Genomic DNA, 12,616 nt, shown 5'->3' on the forward strand with positions numbered 1-12,616 from the left:
GTGAAGAACAAAGCCCGCGAAACGCGGGCTTTGCATGAGACCGCTCCGGTGCCGTCCACCGGCTCGAAGCTCCGCCCTAGAAGCTGATGCCGGCCGTGGCCCTCAGGGTGCGCGTGTAACCGGTGATGTCGCCGGTGGGGTTGTAGAACACCTGCGGGTTGTAGACGCCGCCGCTGCCGTAGTTCGTCATGTAGCCCACGGTATTCCTGAAGTTGAACACATTGATCAGGTCGATGCGCACATAGCCACTGACGTTGTCGTAGATCTTGAAGTTCTTCGTGGCCTGCAGGTCGAGGTCGCGATAGCCGAAGACCTTGCCGCCGATCAGGAAGCGGCCGTTGCCCGGTGGCGCGATGGCGACGACGCGACCGCCGGCGCCGTTGGTCACGCCGTTGTCCTGGTTCGTCGCCGGCGCACCATAAAAGGCCATGCCGACGTTGGGAACGGGTGTGGACAGGGTCAGCTTGCCGCCAAACACGAAGCCCCAGGGGCCATCGATGTTGCCGGTCACCACGAGCCGGTTCTTGGCCACGGCACCGCCGACAAACGGGTAATGGCCGACGGTCTCGAAGTCGAACGCGTACTGGTCGGTCGGGTCGTTGTTGTTGTGGTTCTGACTCGAATGGGTGTGGGTGTAGGCAATCGTCAGGCCCCAGTGCGATTCCTTGGTATAGGGCTTTTCCGCGGACAGCAGGACCTGGGTGGTGCGGGTTTCCAGGCCGTTGTTGCCGATGATGAAACTGCCGAAGCCGGGGATGCCGTTGCCCCACGGCTGACTGCCGTTCTGCCAGAAACTGCCGTCGGGATAGCGGTTGCCCAGCGTGTAGACCAGGCCGTCGTGGCTGCGGATGTTGGCGATCGCGGCGCTGGTGTTCCATTCGCCGATCGTGTTGCGCATGCCCAGGCTGATCTGGTCGGAGTAGGGCGTCTTGAGGTGGTTGTTGACCGCGTCCACCTCCTTGCCGGTGTTGGTTCCGGCCACCAGCGCCTGCAGGGTCGCGATGTCCATGTATGACGGATCAAAGGCGTAGCAGGTACCGACCCCTACCGTGCACGGATGGAGCGGGGTGTTGAACTGGATCGTCGGCTGCGACAGCACCGACTTGGTCTGCTCGACCTGGATCGCCTCGTACAGGTTGCGATCGTAGGAACGGCCGATGCCGCCGAAAATGACATGCGCTTCGTCCCCGTTGAGGTCGTAGGAGAAACCGAGACGGGGCTGGAAGTTGTTCTTCGGCGCCTTTCGATTGTTCCCGGTGCTGATGTAGTCGTTGATGTCCACGCCGCCCAGGGCCAGTGTCTGCGCGTAGGTCTGACCGGCGGGCGCACCCGTGTGGGGATCGGGGCTGTTGAGGGCGGCGACCACGTTGGCTGGCGTGACGTAGTTGAGATAGGAAGGCGTTTCCTCGTAATCCCAGCGCACGCCCAGGTTCAGGGTCAGCTTGTCGTTGATGGCCCAGTCATCCTGGATATAGGCGCCGAACTGCTTGTCGCGACTGGTCGCCACCGGACTTTGCCCCGGCGTGGGTGAGCCGAACTGCACTTCGTAGGGGGTCGCCTCGGTGCCGGCATCGGGCGTGACGGCGTAGCTGAACAAGGCATTCGTATCGCCGGCGTCCTGCGCCGTGAGTTTCACTTCCTTGTACTTCACCCCCATCTTGATGACGTGGTCGCCGTGCCACTCGAAATCATTGAAGGTCAGGTCGTCCTGCAGCGCCGGCCCTTTCTGGCCCTTGTTCTGCTGGGCCAGCGGGGAGTTGCCTGTCTGCAGGATCGTCTGGTTCTGGTTGATGTCCTGCGTGTACCGCGCACCGGCGCCGTGCATGGCGGGCGTGGGTGAGAAGAACGCGTCCTCGTACGTCACCTGCAGGCGGTTGAACCAGCTGTAGGCGCTGTGATCCCAGCGCAGGTCATAGCGTTTGTCGGTGTTGTTCGTGTTGATGGCCGCCGACGGCGTGGTGACGCCGCCGATGCCGGACACCTGGGTTTCGTCGCGATACTTGCCGCTGAGCTCGAAGCGATCGCGGTCGGTGGGCTCCCAGTCGATCTTGCCGAACCAGTCGTTTTCCTTGAACGGCAGGCTGGCCGGGCCGATCTGCGCGCTGGCGCTGGCGGGCAGCTGGCTTTCGTAGCCGCCGCCGATCAGGCCCGGAACCACCGTGGTCGGCGTGTCGAATTCCTTGCCCTCGTAGGCAATGAAGAAGTGCGCCTTGTCCTGGATGATCGGGCCGCCCAGATCGAAGCCGTAGTCCTTTTCGTGCGAATCGGTCTTCTTGTGGTTGGCTATTTCGGAAGGCGTCTTCGCGCGCATGGCGGTGTTGGTGAAGTCGCCGAAGACGTCGCCGTGGAAGGTGTTGGTGCCGGACTTGCTTTGCGCCACCACGGCGGCGCTCGAGACCTGGTCGAACTCGGCCTTGTAGTTCGAGGTGATGACCTTGTATTCGCCGATGGCCAGCTGCGGGAACGGGTTGCCCTGGCTGCCGGTCTGGCCGGTGACGCCGCCCTGCAACACGTAGTTCTTCTGGCCCACGCCGTCGATGTACACGTTGATCGCGCTGGTGGCCTGGGCGCCGGAACGCAGGCTGGTGTTGCCGTTCGCATCGCGCGTGAAGACCATGCCCGGCACGGCGTCGGCGAATTGCAGGAAGTTGCGCGAGGATTGGGGCGTGGCGTCGATCTGGCGCAGCGACACCGTGTTGCCGACCTCGGACGTCTTCACTTCCTGCAAGGCCGTTGCAGTCACCGTGACGGCGCCGAGGTTGGTCGCGTTGGCTGCGGCGGGTGCGCTGGTGCTGGTCGCGGCCGCGGCCGTCAGATTCAGGGTCGCGGTGGACGCCACGCTGAGCGTGACGGTCTGTGTCGTGCCCGGGCCGGCATCGACCGTATACGTGCCGGGTGGCAGGCCGACCAGCGCATAACTGCCTTCGCCGTTGGCCTTGGTCACGCGGGTCGAGCCCGTGGCGATATTCCTGGCGGTCACCAGGGCGTTCGGAGGCGCATGGCCGCGCAGGTTCGCGTCGGAACTCGCGGCCATCACGAACGATGGTGCGACGGCCAGAGACATGATCGACGCGCCGATCAATCCGGCCAGCAGGTTCTTCTTGAATTGCGTTGAGGTTTTCATCGCTCCCCTCCCCGGGCAGTTTGCTGAGACGTTCAGGAGTTCTTTTCTGGTTTGTTTCCGCCGCAGGTGTCGCGAACCACGATTTCAAAACCGAGCGTGTCGGCGGAAGGTGTTTCCTGCCCGGGGCGTTCGACGACGTCGGCCAGGCGCTCCAGCGCGAGACGGCCGAAGTCGGCAATGCGCACGCGCACCGTGGTCAGGGCCGGTGTCACGTAGCGGGTGATCGGGATATCGTCGAAGCCGGCCAGCGCGATGTCCTCCGGCACCTGCACGCCGGCGTCCTTGAACGCCGCCAGGCAGCCCACCGCCATCATGTCGTTGGCGGCGAACACGGCCGCCGGCCGCTTCGTCCGCGCCAGCAGCTGCTGGCCGGCGCGATAGCCCGATTCCTCGGTGAAGTCGCCATCCACCACGGTCAATGCCGCGCGCGGGGCGTATTTGGCCATCGCCTCGCGATAGCCGCGCTCGCGTTCGCTGGCGTCGAAGTTGCCGGGCGGCCCGGCGATCAGCGCCACGCTGCGATGGCCGGCCTGCAGCAGGTGCCGCACCATCGCCACCGCGCCGCCGTGGTTGTCGATGTTGATCACGTGGAACGCCGGCCCGCTCACCGCGCTGTTGAGCAGCACCACCGGCAGCGCCTTGGGCAGGTTGGCGCGCAGGAACGCCGTGTCGACCCGTTCGGACAGGATCAGCAGGCCGTCGACGCGACCCTGCATCGAGCGCACCGCCGCCGCCGCTTCGGTCGCGCCACCGTGCGAGCTGGATACCAGCAGGTGCAGGCCGCGCGCACGCGCCGCCAGGTCGATGCCGCGGATCAACTCGGAAAAGAACTCGCCGTACAGGTCGGGCAGCAGGGCGCCGACAGTGTGCGTGCGGCGGGTGATCAGCATGCGCGCCGCTGCATGCGGGATGTACTGCAGGCGCTCGGCGGCGGCGTGGATGCGCGCGCTGGTGGCCGCGGTGACGCCGCCGCCGCCATTGAGCGCGCGCGACACTGAAGCCACCGACACCCGGGCCTCGCGCGCCACGTCTTTGATGGTTGCTGCCGCCATGGGAATGTTTCCGCCGGGTTCGCCAACCCTTGGGTGGCGCCAACGTAAACGTTTTCATGCGGACTTGTAAAGGGCTTGTTGCGGCGACCTGTGCTGCATCGCAGCAGCGCGCAGGCGGCAGCCCGGCGGGAAATCCCGGCGAAACGCCAGAGCGGCCCGCTTGCCGATCCAGGCACTCCCTTGCTGCGCCACGGCAACGGTATGCGGCGCCGACGGGCCGGCGTGGCCGATCGGCCGCCCCCTCGAACGTGACGGACGCCACGCCCCCGCGCCTTGGCTGCGGATACCCCGTGTTTTGGCAAGTTCGATGCTTGATTCCCGGGGCAGGAGGAAAAGCGGGCCGCGCGCGACCGAACCGGAGTGAAAACTGACGCAGCGCGGCCGTTCGTGTCCTCCCGTGTCGTCGACAGCTTCACCGATCCGACGACGCGCTCTTGACTTGTTTTCGGCGTCTTGTTAAAGATTCATCCGCGCGTTAAACCGCGGTTAAGTCACACAGAGTCAATCGATTGTATCCTTCAGTTCCAGTATCAGACGAATAAACCAATCTCAAGTTACTGATTTTACGACCATGACCATGCTGTCCACCCTCATCGTTGCCTTGCTCGCCGTGCTGCTCGCCAGCGCCGTGCGGCGCGTGCCGGAGGGTCTGGTCTACAGCATCTACCGTCATGGCAAGCCGCGCCGGCTGCTGCCGGCCGGCACGCACCTGGTGCTGCCGCTGCTCGACCGGGTCGCGCACAAGATCAATCTGTCCGGCCAGACCCTGCAGCTGCAGGCGCCGCTGGGGCCGCGCGACGTGCGCGGCACGGTGTACTGGCAGGTGCTGGAGCCGGAACGCGCCGACGCCGTGTTCGAGCAGGTCGACCAGCTGATCCGCCATGGCGCGCAAGCCGCGCTGCGTGACGAACCCGCCACCGAGGCGGTCGATCGGCGCGATCTGGGCGCGCGGGTCAAGCAATCGTTGAATCACGTGCTGCGCGAGCGCGGCATGATGGTCACCCGGGTCGATCTCGACGCCGCCTGAGCATCGCATCGCGCCAGGCGCCCGCAGAGCGCCGCGCCGCAGGGGATTTGCTCCACTTCGAGCCCGCTTCGGCGGGCTTTCTTTTGCCCCGGCTGCTGGCGTTGCGGCGGGCTTGCCGGGATACTTGCCGACCGCTTTCCCACAGGACTGATGGCCGATGGCCGCGCGCGACGCCTTGCAGGCACAACTCGAACAGGGCATTGCCGCGCTGGGCCTGCAACTGCCTGCCGATGCGGTGCCGCGCCTGCTCGACTATCTCGCCCTGCTCGAACGCTGGAACGGCGCCTACAACCTCACCGCGGTGCGCGAACCGACCGAGATGGTGACCCGCCACCTGCTCGATTCGGTGGCGATCCTGCCGTTCGTGCAGGGCCACAGCCTGGCCGACCTCGGCACCGGCCCCGGCCTGCCCGGCATCGTGCTGGCGATCGCCGCGCCGGGCCGGCAGATCCTGCTGGTGGACTCCAACGGCAAGAAGGTGCGCTTCCTGCGCGAGGCGATCCGCAGCCTGAAACTGGAGGGCGTGCGCGCCGAACAGGCACGGGTGGAAGACGTCGCCGGCCAGTTCGACTGCATCACCGCGCGCGCCTTCGCCAGCCTTGCCGACATGCTGGCCTGGGGCGGCCACCTGCTGGCACCGCAAGGGACCTGGCTGGCGATGAAGGGGAAGCTGCCGGACGACGAGTTGGCGGGGATCCCGGACGGCTTCGTCGTGCGCGCCACGCACGAACTCCATGTGCCCGGCTTGCCCGCTGAACGCCACCTGCTGGTGCTCGGCCGCGGGTAGGGCGGGCAGTGCCCGCCGGTCTTTGTCCGAGATCGCGAGAGCGGCGGGCAGTGCCCGCCCTACGCCACCACGGTTGTTGTAGGAGCGCACCCTGTGCGCGATGCTCTTCGTCACGCTGCACAAAGGCATCGCGCACAGGGTGCGCTCCTACAGATCCAGCACCGCGCCGTTGCTCTCGATAATCTGCGCATACAGCCTGGCGCTGGCCTTGGCCGTGCGCTGCTGGGTGGCGAAGTCGACGTGGTAGAGGCCGAAGCGCTTGGCGTAGCCCAGCGACCACTCCAGGTTGTCCAGCAGCGACCAGGCGTAATAGCCCTGCACGTTCACCCCTGCGGCGATCGCGGCATGCAGCGCGCGCAAGTGCTTGCGCAGGTAGTCGCAGCGCAGCGGGTCGTCCACGGTGGCGCCTTCGGCGACCGGCGGGTCGTAGAAGGCGGAGCCGTTCTCGGTGATGTACAGCGGGATGTCGCCGTAGCGCTGCTTGAACCAGACCAGGGTGTCAGTCAGCCCCTGCGCGTAGACCTCCCAGCCCGTTTCGGTGTGGGTGCGGTTGGGTTGGCGCACCGACACCGCGCGCAGCGGATACGCGTCCGGGTCGTGCCGGACCACCGCGCGCGTGTAGTAGTTGATGCCGACGAAATCGACGCGCTGGCGGGTCAGCGCGAAATCCTCTGCCGGGAAATCCGGCCATGCGGCGCCGAAGATCTCCTTGAGCTGCTCCGGATAGCTGCCCAGCAGCGCGGGGTCGGCGAACTGCCGGTTCATGTAGGCGTGCGCGCGCGCGGTGGCGGCCATGTCTTCGGCGCCTTCGGAATACGGGTATTTCGGCTCGATGTTGAACACCACGCCGATCTCGTGCCTGCCGTGCGCGCGGTAGGCCTGGATGCCGGCGCCACTGGCGCGCATCAGGTTGTGCGCGGCGATCGGCGCCTCGTACTTGTTGCGGTGTCCGGGCGCCAGCGCGCCGTGCAGGTAGCCGCCGTCGGTGACCACCCAGGGTTCGTTGAGCGTGGACCAGCGCGGCACGCGGTCGTCCAGCGCCTTGAACATGACCTCGGCGTACTCGGCGAACCAGTGCGCGCTGTCGCGGTTGAGCCAGCCGCCGCGGTCGTCCAGCGCCGCCGGCAGGTCCCAGTGGAACAGCGTGGCGTTCGGCGCGATGCCGTGTTCCAGCAGCTCGTCGACCAGCCGCGAGTAGAAGTCCAGCCCCTTCGGATTGACCCGGCCGGTGCCCTCGGGAAGCACGCGCGCCCAGTTGATGCTGAAGCGGTAGCCATCGAGGCCCAGCGCCTTCATCAGCTGCACGTCTTGACGGTAACGGCGGTAGTGGTCGCAGGCGACGTCGCCGGTGTCGCCGTTGGCCATCATCCCGGGCGTATGCGCGAAGCGCTGCCAGATGCTGGGGCCGGCGCCGTCGGCCAGCGGCGAGCCTTCGATCTGGTAAGCGGAAGTGGCGGCGCCCCAATGGAAACCGTCGGGAAAAACGAATCGGGGTGCGGTCATGGGGTTCCCTGAGAGGTTGTGCTTTTTCAACCTCGAAGCCCGGCCATGGATGGCCGGACGCGGATCGGGCACGCAAGTGCCTGATTCGCGTGAGCGAGTCCGGGCGTGTACCGGACTCGCGATAGAAGAAAACCACAGGAAGTGGTTTTCTTCACAAGCTCTGAGGCCCGCGCTTTGATGTAAACGCTTACATGGGCAGAATAGCCCAATGCCCGCCGGCCTGCGAAGCGCCGGCGCCGCGGCCGAGCCGGCCACCGCTGTGGAGATGCCGATGGCCGAGGTTCAACTCGATCGCCTGCGCAAGGTCTACCCCGACGGCCACGTCGCGGTGGCCGGCGCCAGCTTCACCGTGGCCGACGGCGAATTGCTGGTGCTGGTCGGGCCGTCCGGCTGCGGCAAGACGACCTTGCTGCGCATGATCGCCGGGCTGGAACCGATCAGCGACGGCACGCTGCGCATCGGCGGCCGCGTGGTGAACGAGGTGGCGCCGAAGGACCGCGACATCGCGATGGTGTTCCAGAACTACGCGCTGTACCCGCACATGACGGTGGCCGAGAACCTGGGCTTCGGGCTGAAGCTGCGCGGCAGGCCGCGGGCCGAGATCGCGCAGAAGGTGGCGGTAGTGGCCGAGTCGCTGGGGTTGCAGTCGCGGCTGGCGGCGCGCCCGGCCGCCTTGTCCGGCGGCCAGCGCCAGCGGGTGGCGCTGGGCCGCGCGCTGGTGCGCGAGCCGCAGGTGTTCCTGCTCGACGAGCCGCTGTCCAACCTCGACGCGAGGCTGCGCCTGTCGATGCGGGTGGAGATCGCCCGGCTCCACCGCCAGCTCGGTGCCACCATGATCTACGTGACCCACGACCAGATCGAGGCGATGACCCTGGGCCAGCGCATCGTGGTGCTGGATGGCGGCGTGATCCAGCAGATCGACACGCCGATGGCGCTGTACGACCGGCCCGCCAACATGTTCGTGGCCGGCTTCCTCGGCAGCCCGGCGATGAACCTGCTCCGCGGCACGCTGCGCCGGCACGAGGGCTGGCGGCTGGCCTGCGCCGCGGGCGAGCTGGTGCTGGGCGACCTTCTGCCCGATCCCGCCTGGGCGGCCTGGTGCGATCGCGAGGTGGTGCTGGGCGTGCGCCCGGAACACCTGCAGCCGGACCCCGCCGGTGCGGCCTTGCAGGCGCGACTGGAGGTGGTCGAGCCGGTGGGCAACGAGGTCTTCCTGAACCTGCGCTTCGGCGACCAGGTGCTGGTGGCGCGGGTACCGCCACGCCCCCTGCCCGAGCCCGGCAGCCTGGTCGCGCTGGGCCTGTCGCACCCGTACCTGCACCTGTTCGATGGCGCCAGCGGCGCGCGGATCGGCGACTGAGCCCGGATCGCCCAGCAGCGTGATCCCCGCCGCCACCGGCGGCAGAGCGGTCCGGCCGGGGCAGGCAAGCCCGGGCGGCAATGCTAATCTAGCCGTCCTTCGCGAACGGAATGCCTTCGATCCATGGCCCGCATCATCGCTGTCGCCAACCAGAAGGGCGGCGTCGGCAAGACCACCACGGCCGTCAACCTGGCCGCTGCGCTTGCGGCGGCCAAGCGCAAGGTATTGCTGGTGGATCTCGATCCGCAGGGCAACGCCACCATGGCCTCGGGCATCGACAAGCGCCAGATCGGCCCGAGCGGCTGCGAGGTACTGCTGGAAGAGGTGGAGATCAGCGCGGCGATCGTGCCCACCGAGGCGCACTACGACGTGCTGCCGGGCAACGGCGACCTCACCGCCGCCGAGCTGAAACTGATGGACGCGCTGGCCCGCGAGCACCGCTTGAAGGACGTGCTGGCCAAGGTCGCGGACAAGTACCACACCATCCTGATCGACTGCCCGCCCTCGCTCAACCTGCTCACCCTCAACGCGCTGACCGCCGCCGACGGCGTGCTGATCCCGGTGCAGTGCGAGTACTTCGCGCTGGAGGGCCTGTCCAGCCTGCTCGACACGGTCAAGGCGGTGCGCCACCGGCTCAATCCGAAACTGGAGATCGAGGGCCTGCTGCGCACCATGTACGACGTGCGCAACAACCTCGGCAACGAGGTCTCCGCCCAGCTCACCCAGCACTTCGGCGACAAGGTGCTGCGCTCGATCATCCCACGCAACGTGCGCCTGGCCGAGGCGCCGAGCCACGGCCAGCCGATCCACCTGTACGACCGCAGCTCGCGTGGCGCGATCGCCTACATCGGCCTGGCCGGCGAGGTGATCCGGCGCGAACGCGGGCTGCCGCCGCGCGCCGAGCCGGCCGACGAGGCCGACTCCGCCGCGCATGGCGACCACAACGGCGTGCTGCTCAAGGCACCCGCCGCCAATCATCAGGACTGAGGCATGGCAGCAGCGAAAAAACGTGGATTGGGACGCGGGCTGGACGCCCTGCTCGGCGGCGACGGCGAAGGCACGCCGTCGGTACTGGCGCAGGAGGGTGAGCTGCGCACGCTGCCGATCCAGCAAATCCAGCCCGGCAAATACCAGCCGCGGCGCCACTGGAACGACGAGGCGCTGGACGAGCTGGCTGCCTCGATCAAGGCGCAGGGCCTGATCCAGCCGGTGGTGGTGCGCGAGATCGGCAAGCACCGCTACGAACTGATCGCCGGCGAACGCCGCTGGCGCGCCGCGCAGCGCGCGCAGCTGGGCGAGATCCCGGCGCTGATCAAGCAGGTGGCCGAGCAGGCCGTGCCGGCGATGGCGCTGATCGAGAACATCCAGCGCCAGGACCTCACCCCGCTGGAAGAAGCCGATGCGCTCAAGCGCCTGATCGAGGATTTCGAACTCACCCACCAGCAGGCCGCCGACGCGGTGGGGCGCTCGCGCGCCGCGGTGTCCAACCTGCTGCGGCTCACCGAGCTGCCCGAGGCGATCAAGAAACTGCTCGACGACGGCAAGCTGGAGATGGGCCACGCCCGCTGCCTGCTGACCCTGGACGAGTCCATCGCCGTGCCGCTGGCGCGCCAGGCCGTCACCCTCGGCTGGAGCGTGCGCGAGCTGGAGGAGGCCGCCCGCCGCGCGCAGACCGCGCCGAAGGGCAAGGCCCGCCACGCGCCCGCGCGCGATCCCAACATCAGCGCGCTGGAGCGCGAACTGGGCGAGCGCTTCGCCACCCGCGTCGAGCTGGCCCAGGGCAAGGGCGGCCGCGGCAAGCTGGTGATCCACTACCACAGCAACGACGAACTCGACGGCATCCTCGGCAAGATCCGCTGACCTTGGTGAAAGATGAAACGCTCCGGGCCGGTCTATCTGGCAGTGAGTTCCCGACAACGTCAATTCGAGGCGCTGACCCGCGCGCATGCCGGCGACCTGTACCGCTTCGCCTACTGGTTGTGCGGGCAGGATGCGCTGGCCCAGGATCTGGTGCAGGAGACCTTGTTGCGCGCGTGGAAAAGCCTCGACGCGCTGCGCGAGGCCGAGTCCGCCAAGCCGTGGCTGCTGACCATCCTGCGTCGCGAGAACGCGCGCCTGCATGAGCGCAAGACGCCGGATACCGTCGAGCTGGAAGACAACCTCGCCGAGGACGCCGCCTGGGCCAGCCCCGAGCGCCACGGCGATGCCGCCGAACTGCGTGAAGCCATGTCCCGATTGCCGCACAAGTACCGCGAACCGCTGCTGCTGCAGGTGCTGGGCGGCATGAGTTGCGACGAGATCGCCGCCGAGCTGGACCAACAGCCCGGCGCGGTGATGACCCAGTTGTTCCGCGCCCGGCAGAAGCTGAAATCCATCCTGCAGGGCGGCCGCCCGGAGGCGCAGCATGGATTGCCTTGAGTTCCGCCGCCGCCTCGGCGCCGAACCGCACTCGCGCGCTGCCGAACTGCTCGCCCATCGCGACAGCTGCCCCGCCTGCGCCGCCGCGTGGGAGCGCGCCCAGGCCTTCGAGCGCGAACTGCACGCCGCGCTCGAGGTGTCCGTGCCCGAAGGCCTCGCCGAGCGCGTGCTGCTGGCCCAGGCCACCGGCGAGCGCCACCGGCAGACCCGTCGCCGCCAGCTGGCGTTCGCGCTGGCCGCCTCGCTGCTGCTCGCGCTCGGCCTCGGCGGCTACGGCTGGAAGCGGATGGATGCGCGCTCGCTGCCTGCGCTCGCCGTCGCGCACATGCCCGACGAAATCCACTCGCTCGACCTCGTCCAGCCCATCGGTACGCCCGCCATCGCCGCCGGCTTCGCCGTGCGCGGCGTCAGCCTGCGCGGCCCCGCCCCCGTCGACGTCACCTACGTGCACGACTGCCCGGTCGGCCCCTACAAGACCGTGCACCTGGTCAGCCGCGTCGGCGGCACCCCGGTCGCCGTGCTCTACCTGCCGCACAAGCAAGTGGCCAAGGCCAGCGACTTCCAGCGTGACGGCTGGCATGGCCGCATCGTGCCGCTGCAACACGGCACCCTGGTGATGCTCACCGACCGTGGCGGCGCACGCCCGTTCGACGCGGTGGCACGCCACTGGCGGGTGGCGATCGATGGAGAGGGCAGCGCGCAGACTGCGCAGCGCCGCGCGGTCAACGAGGCGCCGGGCCGGTTGGCACCCTGAGTCTTCCAGGCACCTGATCACAAGGACTCGCGGCGACCGGCTGGCGTCCATGCCCTTTCGTCCGCGCTGACACGACGGGCAGGGGACTCCCCGTCACCGAAACAACCGGCTCATCACGGCGTCCCCCGAGATCCGCCCTGCCCCAAGCGCCACCAGGGCCAGCAGCATCAACCCCCAGGCCTTGTGGTCATTGAAGTCGCCGCCGATCAGTCCGTGCCAGAGGCCGTTCGGCCACAGTGCCGGGTAGGAGACCACCGCGACGATGTTGTAGACGAACAGCACGGCGGCGACCACGCGGGTGCCGAGGCCCAGCGCGAGGAACCACGGCAGCACCAGTTCGGTCCAGGTGGCGAGCGTGGCGGCCAGCGCAGGGGCGAGCAGGGGCACCTGGTATTCGTTGTCGAACAGGTAGGCCGTGCCGCTGGGGTCATCCCATTTCACCGTGCCGGCGCGCCAGAACGCGAGCGCCACGAACACGCGGAACAGCAGCAGGGCGAGCGGGGTGAGCACCGCGAGTTGCGCGGTGAGACGCGACCAGCGGGCGATGGCGACGGCGGTGTTCATGTGGACGATTCCCGGATGAGTGGATGA

11 protein-coding genes are annotated in these 12,616 nt (G+C 68.0%); 7 read left to right on the forward strand and 4 right to left on the reverse strand.

All coding sequences use genetic code 11. From position 1 onward, the window contains the following. Window positions 1–76 precede the first annotated feature (76 nt). On the reverse strand, window positions 77–3,124 hold the full coding sequence (locus tag ACVCMI_RS01820; RefSeq protein ID WP_447097672.1) for a TonB-dependent receptor: 3,048 nt from the start codon (window positions 3,122–3,124) through the stop codon (window positions 77–79). Between the two features lie 32 nt (window positions 3,125–3,156). Then, entirely contained in the window at window positions 3,157–4,176 is a 1,020-nt protein-coding gene (locus ACVCMI_RS01825) for a LacI family DNA-binding transcriptional regulator (protein ID WP_447097671.1), read from the reverse strand. 571 nt (window positions 4,177–4,747) lie between these two features. Here ACVCMI_RS01825 and ACVCMI_RS01830 point away from each other — a divergent pair. Beyond that, window positions 4,748–5,203: an SPFH domain-containing protein gene (locus tag ACVCMI_RS01830; RefSeq protein WP_395120801.1), complete on the forward strand. Its 456-nt coding sequence runs from the start codon at window positions 4,748–4,750 to the stop codon at window positions 5,201–5,203. A gap of 157 nt (window positions 5,204–5,360) precedes the next feature. After that, window positions 5,361–5,990 carry a 16S rRNA (guanine(527)-N(7))-methyltransferase RsmG gene (gene rsmG, locus ACVCMI_RS01835; RefSeq protein WP_447097670.1) on the forward strand — a complete coding sequence of 210 codons (630 nt, stop codon included), beginning with the start codon at window positions 5,361–5,363 and terminating at the stop codon, window positions 5,988–5,990. Between the two features lie 147 nt (window positions 5,991–6,137). Here the strand turns inward: rsmG and ACVCMI_RS01840 are convergent, their stop codons facing one another. Continuing rightward, complete coding sequence (locus tag ACVCMI_RS01840; RefSeq protein WP_447097669.1) at window positions 6,138–7,493, reverse strand: GH1 family beta-glucosidase; 1,356 nt, start codon at window positions 7,491–7,493, stop codon at window positions 6,138–6,140. 271 nt (window positions 7,494–7,764) lie between these two features. Here ACVCMI_RS01840 and ACVCMI_RS01845 point away from each other — a divergent pair, with 271 nt between their 5' ends. From ACVCMI_RS01845 to ACVCMI_RS01865, 5 genes are all read left to right on the forward strand, one after another. Beyond that, on the forward strand, window positions 7,765–8,853 hold the full coding sequence (locus ACVCMI_RS01845) for an ABC transporter ATP-binding protein (RefSeq protein WP_447097668.1): 1,089 nt from the start codon (window positions 7,765–7,767) through the stop codon (window positions 8,851–8,853). 123 nt (window positions 8,854–8,976) lie between these two features. Then, entirely contained in the window at window positions 8,977–9,840 is an 864-nt protein-coding gene (locus ACVCMI_RS01850; RefSeq protein ID WP_447097667.1) for a ParA family protein, read from the forward strand. Window positions 9,841–9,843: 3 nt separating this feature from the next. Beyond that, window positions 9,844–10,713 (forward strand): ParB/RepB/Spo0J family partition protein, encoded by an 870-nt coding sequence (locus ACVCMI_RS01855; RefSeq protein WP_395120805.1) that lies wholly within the window; start codon window positions 9,844–9,846, stop codon window positions 10,711–10,713. A gap of 12 nt (window positions 10,714–10,725) precedes the next feature. After that, complete coding sequence (locus ACVCMI_RS01860) at window positions 10,726–11,271, forward strand: sigma-70 family RNA polymerase sigma factor (RefSeq protein ID WP_447097666.1); 546 nt, start codon at window positions 10,726–10,728, stop codon at window positions 11,269–11,271. Next, window positions 11,258–12,025, forward strand: coding sequence for a DUF3379 family protein (locus tag ACVCMI_RS01865; RefSeq protein WP_447097665.1), 768 nt, complete (start codon window positions 11,258–11,260; stop codon window positions 12,023–12,025). Before ACVCMI_RS01860 ends, ACVCMI_RS01865 begins: the two co-directional genes overlap by 14 nt. 93 nt (window positions 12,026–12,118) lie before the next feature. Here the strand turns inward: ACVCMI_RS01865 and ACVCMI_RS01870 are convergent, their stop codons facing one another. Beyond that, window positions 12,119–12,589 carry a DoxX family protein gene (locus tag ACVCMI_RS01870; protein ID WP_447097664.1) on the reverse strand — a complete coding sequence of 157 codons (471 nt, stop codon included), beginning with the start codon at window positions 12,587–12,589 and terminating at the stop codon, window positions 12,119–12,121. Between the last annotated feature and the right edge of the window lie 27 nt (window positions 12,590–12,616).

It is taken from the genome of Rhodanobacter sp. UC4448_H15 (assembly GCF_052978265.1).

Excerpts from the sequence above, each read along its gene's own strand:
- ACVCMI_RS01820 (WP_447097672.1), bottom strand. The coding sequence starts at position 3,124 with ATGAAAACCTCAACGCAATTCAAGAAGAACCTGCTGGCCGGATTGATC.
- ACVCMI_RS01825 (WP_447097671.1), bottom strand. The coding sequence starts at position 4,176 with ATGGCGGCAGCAACCATCAAAGACGTGGCGCGCGAGGCCCGGGTGTCG.
- ACVCMI_RS01830 (WP_395120801.1), top strand. The coding sequence starts at position 4,748 with ATGACCATGCTGTCCACCCTCATCGTTGCCTTGCTCGCCGTGCTGCTC.
- rsmG (WP_447097670.1), top strand. The coding sequence starts at position 5,361 with ATGGCCGCGCGCGACGCCTTGCAGGCACAACTCGAACAGGGCATTGCC.
- ACVCMI_RS01840 (WP_447097669.1), bottom strand. The coding sequence starts at position 7,493 with ATGACCGCACCCCGATTCGTTTTTCCCGACGGTTTCCATTGGGGCGCC.
- ACVCMI_RS01845 (WP_447097668.1), top strand. The coding sequence starts at position 7,765 with ATGGCCGAGGTTCAACTCGATCGCCTGCGCAAGGTCTACCCCGACGGC.
- ACVCMI_RS01850 (WP_447097667.1), top strand. The coding sequence starts at position 8,977 with ATGGCCCGCATCATCGCTGTCGCCAACCAGAAGGGCGGCGTCGGCAAG.
- ACVCMI_RS01855 (WP_395120805.1), top strand. The coding sequence starts at position 9,844 with ATGGCAGCAGCGAAAAAACGTGGATTGGGACGCGGGCTGGACGCCCTG.
- ACVCMI_RS01860 (WP_447097666.1), top strand. The coding sequence starts at position 10,726 with ATGAAACGCTCCGGGCCGGTCTATCTGGCAGTGAGTTCCCGACAACGT.
- ACVCMI_RS01865 (WP_447097665.1), top strand. The coding sequence starts at position 11,258 with ATGGATTGCCTTGAGTTCCGCCGCCGCCTCGGCGCCGAACCGCACTCG.
- ACVCMI_RS01870 (WP_447097664.1), bottom strand. The coding sequence starts at position 12,589 with ATGAACACCGCCGTCGCCATCGCCCGCTGGTCGCGTCTCACCGCGCAA.